Annotated in this window: 15 protein-coding genes; 12 read left to right on the top strand and 3 right to left on the bottom strand. The window is 51.2% G+C overall.

The annotated features are described in order from the left end of the window. Positions 1-233 precede the first annotated feature (233 nt). The 5 genes from PsAD26_RS24375 (at position 234) to PsAD26_RS24355 (ending at position 8,162) form a co-directional block, all read left to right on the top strand. A complete protein-coding gene (locus PsAD26_RS24375) occupies positions 234-1,208 on the top strand; it encodes a metalloregulator ArsR/SmtB family transcription factor (RefSeq protein WP_063312695.1) in 975 nt (324 codons plus the stop codon). Positions 1,209-1,210: 2 nt separating this feature from the next. Then, positions 1,211-2,131 carry a methylenetetrahydrofolate reductase [NAD(P)H] gene (gene metF, locus PsAD26_RS24370; protein ID WP_063298221.1) on the top strand — a complete coding sequence of 307 codons (921 nt, stop codon included), beginning with the start codon at positions 1,211-1,213 and terminating at the stop codon, positions 2,129-2,131. A 90-nt stretch (positions 2,132-2,221) separates the two neighbouring features. Further along, the gene (gene metH, locus PsAD26_RS24365) at positions 2,222-5,968 is read left to right on the top strand and encodes a methionine synthase (protein ID WP_063312467.1); all 3,747 of its coding nucleotides are present in this window, start codon (positions 2,222-2,224) and stop codon (positions 5,966-5,968) included. Between the two features lie 181 nt (positions 5,969-6,149). Then, positions 6,150-6,746 (top strand): NAD(P)H-dependent oxidoreductase, encoded by a 597-nt coding sequence (locus tag PsAD26_RS24360; RefSeq protein ID WP_063312466.1) that lies wholly within the window; start codon positions 6,150-6,152, stop codon positions 6,744-6,746. A gap of 606 nt (positions 6,747-7,352) precedes the next feature. Beyond that, a complete protein-coding gene (locus PsAD26_RS24355) occupies positions 7,353-8,162 on the top strand; it encodes an extensin family protein (protein ID WP_063312465.1) in 810 nt (269 codons plus the stop codon). Positions 8,163-8,269: 107 nt separating this feature from the next. Here the strand turns inward: PsAD26_RS24355 and PsAD26_RS24350 are convergent, their stop codons facing one another. Beyond that, complete coding sequence (locus PsAD26_RS24350) at positions 8,270-8,761, bottom strand: BA14K family protein (RefSeq protein WP_084403835.1); 492 nt, start codon at positions 8,759-8,761, stop codon at positions 8,270-8,272. 325 nt (positions 8,762-9,086) lie between these two features. On the opposite strand from PsAD26_RS24350, the gene PsAD26_RS24345 reads away from it, so the two are divergent. After that, positions 9,087-9,833 (top strand): pyridoxamine 5'-phosphate oxidase family protein, encoded by a 747-nt coding sequence (locus tag PsAD26_RS24345; RefSeq protein ID WP_063312694.1) that lies wholly within the window; start codon positions 9,087-9,089, stop codon positions 9,831-9,833. A gap of 83 nt (positions 9,834-9,916) precedes the next feature. After that, a complete protein-coding gene (locus PsAD26_RS24340; protein ID WP_063312463.1) occupies positions 9,917-10,573 on the top strand; it encodes a class I SAM-dependent methyltransferase in 657 nt (218 codons plus the stop codon). Here PsAD26_RS24340 and PsAD26_RS24335 read toward each other — a convergent pair. Together PsAD26_RS24335 and PsAD26_RS24330 are read right to left on the bottom strand one after the other, a co-directional pair. Next, complete coding sequence (locus PsAD26_RS24335) at positions 10,557-11,240, bottom strand: glutathione S-transferase (RefSeq protein WP_084403822.1); 684 nt, start codon at positions 11,238-11,240, stop codon at positions 10,557-10,559. The two genes, PsAD26_RS24340 and PsAD26_RS24335, sit on opposite strands and share 17 nt — an antisense overlap. Further along, complete coding sequence (locus PsAD26_RS24330) at positions 11,233-11,805, bottom strand: thioesterase family protein (RefSeq protein ID WP_208860166.1); 573 nt, start codon at positions 11,803-11,805, stop codon at positions 11,233-11,235. Before PsAD26_RS24330 ends, PsAD26_RS24335 begins: the two co-directional genes overlap by 8 nt. Before the next feature lie 163 nt (positions 11,806-11,968). Here PsAD26_RS24330 and PsAD26_RS24325 point away from each other — a divergent pair, with 163 nt between their 5' ends. From PsAD26_RS24325 to PsAD26_RS24305, 5 genes are all read left to right on the top strand, one after another. Then, positions 11,969-12,751 (top strand): sulfite exporter TauE/SafE family protein, encoded by a 783-nt coding sequence (locus PsAD26_RS24325; RefSeq protein ID WP_063312461.1) that lies wholly within the window; start codon positions 11,969-11,971, stop codon positions 12,749-12,751. 97 nt (positions 12,752-12,848) lie between these two features. Further along, entirely contained in the window at positions 12,849-13,649 is an 801-nt protein-coding gene (locus PsAD26_RS24320) for a sulfite exporter TauE/SafE family protein (protein WP_063312460.1), read from the top strand. Between the two features lie 93 nt (positions 13,650-13,742). Further along, entirely contained in the window at positions 13,743-14,720 is a 978-nt protein-coding gene (locus tag PsAD26_RS24315) for a calcium/sodium antiporter (RefSeq protein ID WP_063312459.1), read from the top strand. 664 nt (positions 14,721-15,384) lie between these two features. After that, positions 15,385-15,642 carry a MafI family immunity protein gene (locus PsAD26_RS24310; RefSeq protein WP_063312458.1) on the top strand — a complete coding sequence of 86 codons (258 nt, stop codon included), beginning with the start codon at positions 15,385-15,387 and terminating at the stop codon, positions 15,640-15,642. A gap of 169 nt (positions 15,643-15,811) precedes the next feature. Then, the gene (locus PsAD26_RS24305) at positions 15,812-16,018 is read left to right on the top strand and encodes a hypothetical protein (protein WP_063312457.1); all 207 of its coding nucleotides are present in this window, start codon (positions 15,812-15,814) and stop codon (positions 16,016-16,018) included. The last annotated feature ends 29 nt before the right edge of the window (positions 16,019-16,047 follow it).

Genomic DNA, 16,047 nt, shown 5'->3' with positions numbered 1-16,047 from the left:
CTGTTTGCCCTCTGGGAATGTCAGAGTTGATTTTTGATCAGCCAATTTTCAAGGAAAACTCAGAAAAACTATTCCTCTTTTGGTGCGAGAAGGGAATGTTCCTTCTTGTCATCGAGTTCTTATACGTATAAAGATATCTTTATATTAGATTATTCGATCAGTTGGCGGCGGTAGTAGGCTTGATAAAGACAGTGAACAATGAACCGGAAGGGAAACTCCCTGTAGAGGACCTGGTGGGCTGCTTGCGTGCCTGTGGAGAGACGACACGTATTCGTCTGCTTGCTTTGCTTGTGCTTGGTGAGCTGACCGTGAAGGATCTCACAGTCATTCTTGGGCAGAGCCAGCCTCGGATTTCGCGACATCTCAAGCTTCTTTGTGAGGCAGGGGTGATTAAGCGTTATCCGGAAGGGGCCTGGGTTTATTATCGTCTTGGTGAAGGTGGGCCGGCTGAGCTGGCGCGACGTATTGTTGCGCAGAGCGAGCAGGACGATCCGGTGCTTGCCGCCGATCATGAGCGATTGGTTTCGTTGCGCCGTGCAAAGGCTGAGGAAGCGGCGGCTTTCTTTGCTGCACGTGCCAACAACTGGGACAAGGAGCGTAGCCTTCATGTGCCGGAAGTTGCCGTTGAAGCTGCGATGCGTGCACTCGTAGGGGCCAAGTCCTTTGATACCCTCCTAGACCTTGGGACTGGAACTGGCCGTTTGCTGGAGTTGTTCAGTGAACAGTACGAGCGTGGCATTGGGATTGATGCAAGCCAGAACATGCTTTCTGTTGCGCGGGCTAATCTGGACCGTGCAGGCTTGCAGAAGGCTCAGGTGCGGCAGGGCGATATCTATGCGCTGCCGGTTGCGCCAGACACAGCTGATCTGACTGTGGTTCATCAGGTTCTTCATTATCTGGAAGAGCCTGGGCGGGCAATTTTGGAAGCTGCCCGTGCTTTGCGGCCAGGTGGTCGTCTGTTGCTTGTAGATTTTGCTCCTCACGAACTGGAGTTCTTGCGGGAAAAGCATGCGCATCGTCGTCTTGGCTTTTCTCAGGGACAAGTAGGCAATTGGCTTTCCGAGGCTGATCTGGAGCTTGTTTCAACGAATGATCTTACCCCGGGCGCGGGGGAGAAAGACAAATTAACCGTTACCCTTTGGCTCGCTCAGGATCGTCGGGTTGTGACCGACCTGCCTGTAGCGGATCAGACCAAGGAGCTTGCTTAGTTATGAGCGAACATAGTATCGATCGCCGTTTTAGGCTCAATGGAGCCTCTGACATCTCCGTTTCTTTCGAGTTTTTTCCTCCAAAGAGCGAGAAGATGGAGCAACAGCTTTGGTCGTCAATCAAACGGCTTGAGCCTTTGGGCCCAAGCTTTGTTTCTGTCACCTATGGTGCTGGCGGATCTACCCGTGAGCGTACTCACTCTACGGTTTCGCGTATTGTGAATGAGACAGCTTTGAAGCCAGCTGCCCATTTGACCTGTGTGGATGCCACCAAGGAAGAAGTGAATGAAGTCATTCGCTCTTATTGGGATGCCGGTGTTCGCCATATTGTGGCACTGCGTGGTGACCCGGCTACCGGGCTCGGTGAAACCTACCATCCACATGAAGGTGGTTACCAGTCTACCGCTGATCTGGTGGCTTCCATTCGTTCCATTGGTGATTTTGAAGTTTCTGTTTCAGCCTATCCTGAGAAACACCCGGAATCTCCTAGCTGGGAAAGTGAACTGGATGTTCTGAAGGCGAAGGTGGACGCTGGGGCGACCCGTGCGATCACGCAGTTTTTCTTCGATAACGACCACTACTTCCGTTATGTGGATCGGGTTCGGGCTGCTGGCATCAATATTCCAATCATTCCGGGTATCGTTCCTGTGACCAGCTTCAAGGGCATTTCCGGTTTTGCGAAGAAGACCGGAGCTTCCGTTCCAGGTTGGTTGGCACACCGGTTTGACGGTCTTGATGATGATCCTCGCACCCGTGAACTGGTTGCTGCAGCTGTTGCTGCCGAGCAGGTGATGAGCCTGGCGGATGATGGTGTTGAGGACTTCCACTTCTACACAATGAACAAAGCAGACCTCGTTTACGCGATCTGCCACATGCTTGGTCTTCGGGCAAAACAGGATGTGAAAGCATCTGTCGCTGCCTAAACCCAATCCACGTACATAAAAAGATATTTGTCGGATTACGGTCCCCAATCGTGACCCGCAAAAAATAAAGACTAGAAAAGATCGGATCCCATGAGTTTGCAGGTGAAAAAGACCGGTTCGGACATTTTTGCAGCCCTAGAAGCAGCCGCCAAGGAACGTATCCTTGTTTTGGATGGCGCCATGGGAACTATGATCCAGAATCTTCAGTTCAATGAAGCGCAGTTCCGAGGTGAGCGCTTCAAGAGCTGGAACCAGGATCTGAAAGGGAACAACGATCTTCTGATCCTGACCCAGCCAGATGCCATTCGTGATATCCACCTGCAGTATCTGAAAGCGGGCGCAGATATCATTGAGACCAACACGTTCTCATCGACTTCTATCGCGCAGGCTGACTATGCGATGGAGAGTATTGTTTATGAGCTGAACAAGGAAGGTGCCCGCCTTTGCTGTGAAGCTGTTGAGCAGATGAAGGCAATTGATCCGTCCCGCCGCCGGTTTGTGGCTGGTGGGCTTGGTCCAACAAACCGGACGGCCTCGATCTCTCCAGACGTGAACAATCCGGGTTTCCGTGCAGTTTCCTTTGATGATCTGAAGGATTCTTATGCTGAGGCGACCCGTGGTCTGGTTGATGGTGGCTGTGATCTCATTCTTGTTGAGACCATCTTTGATACCTTGAATGCAAAAGCGGCTTTGTTCGCGATTGATCAGGTGTTTGAAGAGAAGGGCATCAAGCTGCCGGTCATGATCTCCGGCACGATTACAGATTTGTCTGGTCGTACCCTTTCAGGTCAGACACCGGAAGCGTTCTGGAACTCTGTCAGTCATGCTGAGCCGTTTACGGTTGGCTTGAACTGTGCGCTGGGTGCTAAGGAAATGCGTGCGCACGTAGATGAGATTTCCCGTGTTGCAGATACTCTTGTTTGTGCCTATCCGAATGCGGGTTTGCCGAATGAGTTTGGTGAATACGATGAGAGCCCAGAGTACATGGCTGGCCTCATGAAGGAGTTTGCCGAGTCTGGATTGGTCAACGTGGTTGGCGGGTGTTGTGGGACTACGCCGGATCACATCAAGGCCCTTGCTGATGCGATGGAAGGCTTGAAGCCGCGTGCCTTGCCAGAAGTGCCGCGTCTGATGCGTCTGTCTGGTCTGGAGCCATTCACCTTCACCAAGGAAGTGAACTTCGTCAACGTGGGTGAGCGTACCAACGTGACGGGGTCTGCGCGGTTCCGCAAGCTGATCAAGAACGATGATTATAATGCAGCGCTTGATGTTGCCCGCTCTCAGGTTGAGAATGGTGCGCAGATCATTGACATCAATATGGATGAGGGGCTTCTTGATAGTGAAGAAGCCATGGTTATCTTCCTCAATCTGATTGCGGCTGAACCGGACATTGCAAAAGTTCCAGTGATGATCGACAGCTCCAAGTGGACTGTCATTGAAGCTGGCCTGAAGTGTGTGCAGGGTAAGGCTGTGGTGAACTCTATCTCCTTGAAAGAAGGGGAAGAGAGCTTCATCGCGCAGGCTAAGCTGATCCGCCGTTATGGTGCTGCTGTTGTTGTGATGGCGTTTGATGAAACGGGTCAGGCTGACACGTTTGAACGCAAGATCAACATTTGCAAACGTTCCTATGATGTGCTGGTTGATAAGGTTGGTTTCCCGCCTGAAGATATCATTTTTGATCCGAATATCTTTGCGGTTGCGACTGGTATTGAAGAGCACGACAACTATGGTCTGGACTTCATTGAAGCGACCAAGTGGATCTCTGAGAACTTGCCACACGCTCATATTTCCGGCGGTGTTTCCAACCTGTCGTTCTCCTTCCGCGGGAATGAGCCGGTTCGTGAAGCGATGCACTCTGTATTCCTGTACCACGCCATTCAGGTTGGTATGGACATGGGCATTGTGAATGCTGGTCAGCTGGCTGTTTATGATGACCTTCCTGCTGAATTGCGTGAGCTTTGTGAAGATGTGGTCATGAACCGCCGTTCAGATTCCACGGATCGTCTGCTTGAAGCTGCTGAGAAGTTTAAAGGTCCGGGTGGAAAGAAGCGTGAGGTTGACCTGCGCTGGCGTGAGGCAACTGTTGCAAAGCGTCTTGAGCACTCGCTGGTTCACGGTATCACGGACTTTATTGTTGCGGACACGGAAGAAGCTCGCCAGAACTTTGATCGTCCGCTGCATGTGATTGAAGGTCCATTGATGGACGGCATGAACGTGGTTGGTGATCTGTTTGGGGCTGGTAAAATGTTCCTGCCACAGGTGGTGAAGTCTGCTCGTGTGATGAAGGCAGCTGTTTCTTATCTGATGCCATTCCTGGAAGAAGAGAAACGTCGCAGTGGCTTGGATGAGAGCTCGTCTAACGGCAAGATCCTGATGGCAACTGTTAAAGGGGATGTGCACGACATTGGTAAGAACATCGTTGGCGTTGTTCTGCAGTGTAACAACTTTGAGGTTATCGACCTTGGAGTGATGGTGCCAACGGCCAAGATTATTGATGAAGCGCGCAAGCACGATGTTGATATCATTGGTTTGTCCGGCCTGATAACACCGTCGCTTGATGAGATGTGCCATGTGGCCTCTGAGATGGAGCGTGAGGGGCTGGATATTCCGCTGCTGATTGGCGGTGCGACGACTTCTCGTGTTCATACAGCGGTGAAGATCCATCCGAACTACTCCAAGGGTCAGGCGATTTACGTCACTGATGCTGGACGCGCGGTGGGTGTTGCGTCCCGTCTGGTGAGTGAAGGTGGTCGCGAGACACTTTATGATGCAACGCGTATTGAATATGCAGATGTTGCTGAAAAGCACGCGCGATCCCGGAACAAGAAGGTTCGGGCGACCATCGAGAAGGCTCGTGAAAACCGCTTCAAGCCGAACTTTGACGGATATGCTCCAACCAAGCCTAAGTTCATCGGCACCAAGACATTTACCAATGTCTCCTTGGAGGAGTTGGTGAGGTACATTGACTGGACACCTTTCTTCTCTACCTGGGAGATTAAAGGGGCCTATCCTGCAGTGCTGACAGATGACCGCTATGGTCCGGCAGCTCAAGCGCTTTATAATGATGCGCAGGAGATGCTGAAGGAGATCGTAGAGGGTAAACTGCTGCAAGCGAATGCTGTTGTTGGGTTCTGGCCTTGTGCGCAGGACGGTGATGATCTGGTGCTTTACACCGACGAGAGCCGTACAACTGAGCTGAACCGTCTTTATACCCTTCGCCAGCAGATGGACCGGAGTTCCTCTGATCGCGGTAACGTGGCCCTTGCGGACTTTGTTGCGCCGATTGACAGCGGCATTCCGGACTATGTTGGCGGGTTTGCTGTAACTGCAGGTATTGGTGAGGATGAAATTGCCAAGCGCTACGGCGAAGCTGGTGACGACTACAACAAGATCCTCAGTCAGGCGATTGCTGATCGTTTGGCAGAAGCACTTGCAGAGCGGATGCACGAACTGGTGCGTACTGAACTTTGGGCCTATGCGCCGAATGAAGGTCTGTCCAATGTTGACCTGATTGCAGAGGACTACGATGGTATCCGTCCTGCACCGGGTTATCCTGCGCAGCCTGATCATACTGAGAAGGGTACTCTTTGGGAGCTGCTTGATGCGGAAGCGCAGACAGGTATCTCATTGACTGAGAGCTACGCGATGTGGCCGGGGTCTGCTGTGTCTGGTCTCTACTTCTCCCACCCTGACAGCCACTACTTCGGCATTGGCAAGATTGAGCGGGATCAGGTGGAAGATTATGCAAAGCGTAAGGGTTGGGAGCTTGCAAAGGCTGAGCGCTGGCTGGCTCCGATTTTGAACTATAACCCAATGGCTCGCGAGGCTGCTGAGTAACCCTTTGAAAAACTGAGATTTAGAAGGGCTGCGGATGTTTTCGCAGCCCTTTTTCTTTGTCGGATTGTCGCTGAGGCGTGCAAAGACTGTTTCCAATTATTGATCTAATCATTCGTTGTGGTTCCATTATGTATGTTCAGGAGAAGACAATAGCTCCTGTTTGGGGCATAGGAGACGACCGATGAAAAAGACAATTTTGAAGATCCATAGCTCAGCGGCAACTGCGACATCCATAACCCGCCAGCTTTCTGATGAACTTGCCTCCAAGATCATCAATGACGGTGACACCGTTATCGAGCGTGATCTGAACTCCCCGATTTCGTTTATCAACGAAGCATGGATTGGTGCTGCTTACACCCCTGACGAGCAGCGTAGTGAAGAACAGAAAGAAGGCCTTGCGCTTTCTGATACACTCATCGCGGAGCTAAAAGCGGCGGATGTGCTGGTTATTGGTGCGCCGATCTACAATTTCTCTGTGCCAGCTGTTCTGAAGGCATGGGTTGACCAGATTGCACGTGTGGGTGTGACCTTCAATTACACCGAATATGGCCCACAGGGCTTGCTGACAGGCAAGAAGGCATACATCGTTGCAGCAGCTGGCGGCGTGCCTGTTGGCTCTCCAGCCGACTTTGCAGTGCCTTACCTCAAACAGGTGCTTGGCTTTGTTGGTGTGAGCGATGTGGAAGTTGTTGCAGCGGAAGGTGTTGCTGTTGACCGTGACGCAGCAATTGCACAAGCGCAGAACACAATGGTTGGCCTGACATCTGTGGCCGCGTAACTGATACGCAAAAGCAATTAATCAACAGTAGCCCACCTTGGTAACAAGGTGGGTTTCTTTGTGCGTCTGGTGAAGTCTTGCCTTCGATTTTTGTTTTGTGAAGGACTTTGTCAGTGTGGGGGAGGGGGACTATAGCAAGCCGATAACGACAGCACCAACAAATGCAAATGCAAGTGTGATTGCGACGGCGTTAAAGCTTCGTGTGACAGTCATGGATTTATCTCCCGTTACTCACTAGCTGTTTAAAGCTTATGTGACGGAAGCCACGTTAGGAAGCAAAAAAATGCCATTTTTCATGGCACTGCTAGAAAAGCACCTAGGATCACTGAAAATTTCTGTAGCGAATAATATGTGTAAAGCCGGAGGATACTTTCTGGTTGTTTTGTGAAAGACCAAGGGAATTCTTGCGTTTCCTCTGTCAAATCAATATGCAGGTTTTCTGCAGCTTCGCGAATACTCGTCGGGCTATACTCATGCTTTTCCTGGGGTGAATTGGGCGTGGATAGTTTAAAACATTCATGACAATTCAGGCGGGAAAACGGAAATATTCAGCATTGAATCAGGAACAGCGCCGGGCAAACGTCTGTTCAAATCGGGGATTTCTAGGTGGGTTACAAGACAGGTGGGAACGCTGCCGGAAGACTTTTGTCTGCCGCTTTGGTTATCGGTATGTGCATCGGCGCTGCACACGTTAGTGCTACCCCGATGCCAAAAGCTCGTCCTTATGTTGGCAATGTAACCTTATTGCCTCCGATGCCTCTTCCTCAGAGCAAGGTGAGTGTTCAGCCTTCACCTGTTCCAGTAGGCAAACCGCTTTCTCTTGTTCCGGTACCTCTTGAGAACCAGCGCGTTTTTCCTCCAGCAAGTAATGCGAAGATGTGTGTGCTCCGTGGCTGGAGTGTTGAGATTTCAAGTGCAGTTGATGGACCTGGCGGGTGTGGGATTGATCAGCCTGTTTCTTTGCGCTCTGTTGTTGGGGGCGGTCAGGAGATTGGACTGACGATGCCGGTGCAGATTGAATGCGAGCTTGCGCAAAAGCTGGATGGTTGGATGCAAGATGTGGCGGTGCCTGCTGCTCGGCGGGAGCTGGGTGTTTCAATCACGCGCATTCGCACCGCTGCGGGGTATGCTTGTCGTGGCCGGAATAACAAACGCGGTGCGAAGCTCTCAGAGCACGGCAAGGGTAACGCCATCGACATAGCAGGGTTCCATTTGTCTGATGGGCGGGAAGTGACCGTCGAAGAGGGCTGGGATGGCTCTTCAGCTGAAGTTCGTTTTCTGAGCAGCTTGCATAAGGGAGCATGTGAGCGTTTCACGACTGTGCTGGGCCCAGAGGCCGATAAGTATCACCAAGATCACTTGCATTTCGATCAGGGTTGCCATGGCAAAGGCTGCAAGTATCGCGTCTGCAAATAGAGCAACCGGCTTGCGAACTGCTGGCGGGAAGCCAGATGTGGGAACGCCCACCTGATCGAGACGGGGCTTTATCTCTTTCAAGCGGGCGTGTTCTGTGATGACAGGGCTTACTGGCAGAAACGGTTTTTGCCAGAGTAGGTGCGATAGGTGCCGGTGTTCGGGTTAAAGCTTCTGTATTTGTTGGTGCAGTATGCAAACCAAGCCGGGGACCACGGGGCTGGGGCTACAGCCTGAGCGTGATAAACCGGTGCTGGTTGGTGATGCACCACTGGCGGACGGTATGCCGGTGGGCGATACGCTGGTGCTGGTGGACGGTAGGCCGGGCGTGGTGGTGCAACGTACTGGGGTTGCGGTGTCACTGCATTGCCGATGATGAGACCTGCTGCCAGACCGATAACGCCGATTGCAGCTGCTTCACCTGCATTGATGCCGTGCTTCTTATGCTTTCTCTTCTTACGCTTATGGTAATAGTTGTTTTCAACGTAAGTGTTGTTCTCAATGTACGTATTGTTTCGCGGGCCTGCCTGAGCTGCAGAAACGACTGGCAACATCATTGCCCCTGCAAGTGCTACTGAAATTACTGCTGATGCTTTAGCCATTTTCGTCTCCGTAAACGGTATTTCGTGTTTGTTGAGACTAATTAACCAGAGATGGCCTGAACCTTCTTTGAGAGCGCCATTCATCTTCTGTTCATGTAGATGAATAGGTCAAAAAAGTTATATAAATCAATTTATTAGATGCTTGAAAAAATGTTTAAGACACCAATTTCTTGCTGAATTTTAAGTTGAGTATGTTATTCACCTTACTTAAACAGGGTGTTGTCCTCTCCAGATTAAGGAGGCCACTTTTCGGGAATACGCTTAAGTGGAGATAGACAAGATCCAAGAATCTGAGCAGGGTCAGATTGGGAAAAGTGAGGTTGGTATGGAAAAGAAGATAGATCCAATTCGTGAGACCACCGATGAAGCACGCGCTCTTGCCAAGAAGCTGATCAGATCTGTCAGATTTGCGTCTCTTGCTGTTCTGGAGCCAGAGACCGGCTACCCAATTGTCAGCCGTGTGGGCGTCAGTTCGGATGTTGTTGGTGCGCCGTTTATGCTTGCCTCCAGCCTTTCCAACCATTCTCAATGCCTTGAACAGGATCAGCGGGTGTCTTTGCTGATTGGTGAGCCGGGCAAGGGAGATCCACTGGCTCATCCGCGACTGACTGTCATCGGGCGCTTTGAGCGCCTGAGCAAAGGGGACCCGCTGTGCATTGAGCTGCGCAATCGCTATCTGATGCGGCATCCAAAGGCCAAGCTCTATGTCGATTTTGCTGATTTTGACTGGTACCGCCTGCATGTTGAACGGGTGAATATGAACGGCGGATTTGGCAAAGCTTTCTTGCTGGATACTGAGGATGTCCTGTCTTCTGACGAAGAACGTGAGCAGCTTGCGGCAACTGCGCATGATCTTGTTATTCGCATGAATGAGCGACACGCTGATGATATTGGTGGGTTTGCCTCGCAAACCTTCAAGGTTGGCGCGTCAAAATGGGGGCTGGTGAATGTTGATGGTGAGGGAGCTGATTTCTTTGATGGAGAGGCTGTTTACCGCCATCCCTGGGATCAAACAGTGCCAGCTGCAGAGCTTGAAAAGCTGCTAATGCAAACTCTCGGTTGTTCTGTGTAAAACCATGACGTAGGGTTTTGCTCATGTTGTTGTTCTAGTATGGCAACTGTGCATGCGTGAAGCAAAACAGGATTGGTGCGGAAATGAACAAAGAGAATTTGGATAGCGCGGCTGGGGCAGAGGTGTACTCCGATAAAACTCTGCGTATTTATGACTTGCTGGTTCTGCGGTTCTCCAACACGTTTCTGTGGCGCTGTTCCGCTTCAAAGGCACTGAGTTTCTTCAACCGAAATGTCAGTGCCAATCACCTCGATGTGGGGGTTGGCAGTGGCTATTTTCTGGAGCACGGGCGTTTTCCGGATAAGACGCGTCTGGTGCTGATGGATCTTAATGAAACCTGTCTGGACTATGCCAAGGCTCGCTCTGTGGTGGCGGATGTCAGTACAGCGCAGACTGATGTGCTTGAGCCGATTGAGTGGACCGACGCCAAGTTTGACAGCATCAATCTGGGTTATCTGCTGCACTGCCTGCCGGGGTCCATGAAGCAGAAGTATATGGTGTTTGAGAACCTCAGACCGCTGCTGAATGACGGTGGGATCTTGTTTGGCTCGACCATTTTAGGTGAAGGGCAGAAGCCAAACTGGGCCGCGCGCAAACTAATGGGTTTTTACAACAGCAAGGGCATCTTCTCGAATGCTCAAGACAACCTTGATGATCTGCGGTCCATTCTGGAGACATACTTCAGGGATGTCACGATCGAGGTTGTTGGCGAAGTTGCGCTGTTTAAAGGACGTGTGTAGCTGCTTCTTGCGGGAAGAGCACAAGGTCATCCTCGGGTGACCATGGCGTCCATTTTGTACCAAACACAGTTTGAAAATCCGGCTGGTCGATGCGTTCGCCCAGCCATTTTTTTACGCTTGCAGGAGCCTCGCGCTCAAAGCGTTCTTTATCAGCATTGGCGAACTGGCGCACGAACGGGAAGAGTGCCTGATCTGCGAGCGCCGGGCGGTTTCCGAACAAATACGCTGAGCTTTCAAGGCGTTTAGAGAGCTTGGAGAGTTCGTGAATGGCAAGTGTGTAGTGCTCGTCTGGATCAGCACCTTCGTAGCGTGTGGAGTACTTGTATCTGTCCAGATTGCGTTTGAAGTCGCCGTCCATCTCTTCAATCAGCTGCAGCATTTCCTCCAGCGTTCCGCTCTCTGGTGAGAGCCAGCTCTGAGGGTCGTTTTGCTGCAAAGCCCAGAGCATGATCTCAAGGCTTTCCTCAATGACGGTTCCATCAGTCAGTTGCAGAACGGGAACGGTTCCCTTGGGCGAGATTCCCAGCATGTGGGCTGGCTTGTTGCGCAGTACGATTTCGCGAAGGGCAACGGTTGTCTGGCTTGCGACCAATCCCAGTCTTGCGCGCATTGCGTAGGGACACCGACGAAATGAATACAGGATCGGGAGGGAGGTCTGCTCAGCCATGCTTTCTGTTGTCTGCCTTTGATTGATCGTTTTCAGCAGCTGGTATTTCTAATGAATCTACCGGAGCAATACCAGCGGATTTGCGCTCATAGGCCTGAATTGCCTTCTCTTCTTTCAAAAACGCTTCGATATGCGGCTGCAGTGGGAGCTTTGTAGCCAGCGTTTCGGTCTCTTCCAGCACTGCTGTAGTTGGAACAAAGGCTTTTTGTGCGCGGTCGTACATGCTGACGCGCACCAGGCCAGTGGCGGCAACGATGCCTTTCTTCGGGCCCTTGGTGAAGATGAAGCGTTGTTCCATCACGCAGGCCTCATCCGTCCAGTACACAATCTCGCTTTCGAGCTTGAACGGCTCGCCAAACGGGAGCTCGCGCCGAAAACGGACGGTGGCGTGGTTGGCCAGTGGTGTCCATTTGTTGCGGAATATCGCTTTGCCGAGCTTGGTGCGGCTCATGTGGTCCACACGGCCAAAGTCCATCATGGCCAGATAACGGCTGTTGGTGAGATGGATGTTCATGTCAATATCAGAGGGGAGAACACGCAGGCAGACAACAGACTTGCTGAACATATCTGCTAGTTTTTCCTGAAAAGGGAACTTAAGGAAATAAAGTATAAGTCTAAACCAGAGTTGCATTTCTTCTCCACGTGATAGCTCACGGGCTCTCACAAAAATCTAATGGATTTTCCAATAGGGAATTAAGTTTCCTATTACGTTAGGTGTGTTGTGCCAGATGTTTGAAGATTTTTCTAGTTATCTCTTTGTGTGGGAGATTGCGTATAGCTCAACGGAACTTGCTGCAATTGCGGGCGCTTTTTTCTTCGCGGCATTCGTTAAAGGCGCGACAGGCCTCGGGTTTTCAACGACTTGCCTGCCGTTTCTGGTTTACGCGGTGGGGTTGAAAAGAGGAATTCCGCTCATCTTATTGCCGAGTATTACCAGCAATATTCTGGTGATGGTCGATGCCGGATCTTTCAGGGAAATGGTGGTCCGTTTTCGCTGGATGTTGCTTGCAACTGTGCCGGGGATTCTGCTCGGCCTCTGGTTTTTGGATATTGCACCTGCTCAGGAAGCCGTGGTGGTGCTGGGTTTTGTGCTTATCAGCTATGCCTTGTTTGCTTTTTTCACACCGCACCTGAAACTTTCCCACGAGATGGAGCGGCTTCTTGGGCCTGTGAGTGGCTTTTTTACGGGCGTGGTGAATGGCATTACCGGTTCGCAGATCATGCCTGTGATGCCTTATCTGTTATCGCTTAATCTGAACAGCGAGCGTTTTGTGCAAGCGATCAATTGCTCCTTCACGCTGTCTTCTTTTGTGATGGCGGGAGGGCTTTACTATCTTGGCCTGCTTGACCTGAGTGCGCTGGGTGTTTCTGCATTGGGACTGGCGTTTGTATATCTTGGCACCAAGCTGGGCTCGGCGGTGCGTCAGCTGATGTCGCCCTCGGTCTTTAGGGCATCAATTTTGCTGCTGTTGTTCGGGCTTGGGTTGAGTTTGTTGGTAAAAGGATTTTAGCGGCTCCGCTCTAGGCTAACTGGTGGTTGATGGATCCCTTCAGTTTGCCGCTGGAGATGATAGAGATTGTTGCAAGTTCGCGCCTAGGCTCTGCTTCATGATGGACATGGATGCAGACATGGCAATGGCGGCGGAGTATCTTGGCTATACGGCCTTTGAGATTGCCGTCATCATGTTTACGTTCTTCTTTGCAGCTTTTGTGAAAGGCCTTGCCGGGCTTGGATTTACAACGATCTGTCTTGCTATCCTTGCCTACACGGTTGGCCTGAAGAAGGGCATCCCTCTTATTGTGGTTCCGGGGCTCATCAGTGATCTCATACTGGTTTATGAGGCCGGGTATTTTCGGGAGACGTTTTCTCGCTTCTGGCGGATCTATCTTTATTCGGTGCCGGGTGTTGTCATTGGTCTCTGGTTTTTGGGGTGGGCCTCCACGCATTGGCTGACGATCCTGCTGGGGTTCGTCATCATGGCGTTTGTTGGATACGCGTTGTTGTCCAAGAACCTGAAGCTGAGAACGCACTGGGAGAAGATGGGGTGTTCGCTTTCCGGCTTCTCAACCGGGTTGCTGACAGGGATGACGGGCTCACAGTTGATGCCGATTACGCCGTTTCTGGTATCTCTGGATCTCCCGCGTAGCCATTTCATCCAGACGATCAATAGCTTCTTCACGGTTGTGACAGCCACGATGATCCTGGGTCTGACCTATATGGGCTTGCTGCATCTGGGTGCTTTTGCCATCTCCATCACCGGGCTGGTGTTTGTCTATATCGGCACCAAAAGCGGCAATTATATCGGTCGATATTTCAGTCCGGCACTGTTCCGCTATTGCGTGTTGGTGATGATGTTTTTCTCCGGTCTGGGGCTCATCATCAAAGAGCTTTGGCTGAATGTAATGTGATGTGCACCATGCTTGTAAACCGCTCAAGGGATCCCCAATTGCATAGCAGTCTTAACCGCGAGCGCGACCTGTGCTTAAGGAAAGTTTTCTGACATGGTGATCCTTCAGTTGATTGGAGGGCTTGTGCTGCTGCTTGTTGGCGGCGAAGCCCTTGTGCGCGGCAGTGTGGCTGTTGCGACGCGTCTGGGTGTTTCAAAGCTGTTTATTGGCCTGACGCTTGTTGGTTTTGGTACGTCCATGCCAGAGCTTGTGGCCAGTTTGCAGGGGGCACTTGCCGGTTACCCCGGTGTTGCTGTCGGCAATATTGTGGGCAGCAACATTGCCAATGTGCTGCTGATATTGGGTGTCACGGCATTGATCCTGCCGATTGCTGTGAACCGGGAAGCGTTCCAACGTGATGGTGTTGTGCTTGTTGTGTCCAGCTTGATTTTGCTGGGCGTTATCCTGACGGGTTATTTGTCCCGATCGGCTGGTTTCATTTTGATTGGCCTGCTGCTGTCCTATACACTCTTCAGTTATTGGTCGGAACGTAAAGCGGGAAAGGCAGCGGCTCAGATTCATGAGGCTGAAGCTGATCAGGCGAGCTATCCGAACCTTTCCATTTGGGCGGGGCTTGCGATTTTTGCTGTGGGTGTGGTTGGCATCGTTATTGGAGCGAGTTTGCTGGTGTCATCCAGCGTTGAAATTGCTCATCATTTTGGGGTTTCCGATGCGGTGATTGGCTTGACGCTGGTTGCGATCGGTACTTCTTTGCCAGAGCTGGTCACTTCGGCCATCGCTGCGGTGCGAGGCCATGCTGAGGTTGCGTTTGGCAACATTGTTGGCAGTAACATCTTCAACATATTCGGCATTGGCGGTGTAACAGCTCTTGTTGTGCCAATCCCGGTGCCCTCTGAGATCGCGCAGGTGGATATCTGGGTGATGGTGGGCACAGTCGTGCTGATGGCGATTGCCTGCATTACCGGCTGGCGAGTGAGCCGCAGGGAAGGTGTGTTCTTCCTGTGCTGTTACGCAGCTTATATGGCTTTTCAGCTTATGCCCGGCCTGCGCGCTGCAGTTGGTATTGCGTGATGCTGCAAAGAGTTTTTGGAAAAACTTATTCCCCTCCTGAATTCCTCCCATACTGTGAACCTATGCCTACGTAACGGGCTGCTGGCGGAGCGACCGTCAGTTTGTCGTAGGTTGGGCGGGGCTATTGGAAGACGTAACGCACCTTTCAGTGGTCCGGTGAACCGAACTTCAAACGTGACCGCATGGTTTGAGGGGAAGGGCCCAGGACTATAGGGTATCACGCGGTGATAGATGCAGATGTACCGGCAGTAAAACCTGCTTTTGCAGATGTGTTTGTCAAAGACGGAGGAACTGTGCGGGCATGGAAACGTGTCTGGATAAGCCACTTTCTTTCCGGGAAACCGGCTATCGTGCCTTATAGGCAAAAGAGGCGACGTTGTTCATCCCAAGAAAGCCCGGGCAAGGCGTGTAGCCAATGCCGAAGAAACTAACTTACTCACACTGCGCAGGCACTGCCTGCCGCCTTGCTCATCCCGACTATCGGGAACTCTAGCTTCACCACTGCATGGGATGCCATGTGGTGCTACTGGTGTTTGAGGAGTGGTTTGTTGATGAGTGTGCTCCAAGTATATGGCAATCTACCTGTTGTTGATGGCGTTCCAGTGCGTGTCATCATAGAACCTGCTGGCGAAGGTATTATCACATCTTATCCGAAATATTGAAAATGAATCAGAAAATCAAAATTGCCGTCATCGAAATCATCGAGTTGTTTAGAGGACGATTAGGTGAAGAGTGGCTGAATGCGTACCGTTGTGATGCTGAGCACGGTGAATGGGGTATGGCTTTAGAAAATTTGTGCATGCAGATTGAAGAGTTTGATGTTCATCTTAATGAGCAAGAATTCCAAGCTGTATGCACTGCGGGTGAAAGTATGGGAATTGATCCGCAAAGATGGAAATTTCTAGCTCCCCAAAAGAGTTAATTGTGTTTCGGTGCGTGCGTAGTTTCATCAACTTGATCGCTATGATGTTATTTTCAGCATTATGCGCCTCAAAGATATTGCGACCTATAAAACAAAGCACCAGTACTATCGCCCTTTGGAGTGAACCATGACAAAAAAGATGAGTAAGGTCTAGCCGAGGTGAAGTGTCATGAAAATTACCATGCATGAAGCAGTATCTTATCTTTCTTATCTTGGTGAGAGGGTTTGGAAAGGTGAGCGTGTCGTGATTGCCAAAGCGGGGAAATCTTATCTGGATCTTATGCCACATAAGGAACAGCTGAAACCGCGCAAACCGGGGCGTTTCAAAAGTCAGATTACTTATGCTGATGACTTGTATAAAAAAACGCCCGGCTGAGTGAGCCGGGCGTTGGTGGGTTCAGTGGC

The organism is Pseudovibrio sp. Ad26 (assembly GCF_001623285.1).
Lineage (GTDB): Bacteria > Pseudomonadota > Alphaproteobacteria > Rhizobiales > Stappiaceae > Pseudovibrio > Pseudovibrio ascidiaceicola.
Note: the sequence above shows the minus strand (reverse complement) of the source record. Positions and strands in the feature narration are given on the sequence as shown.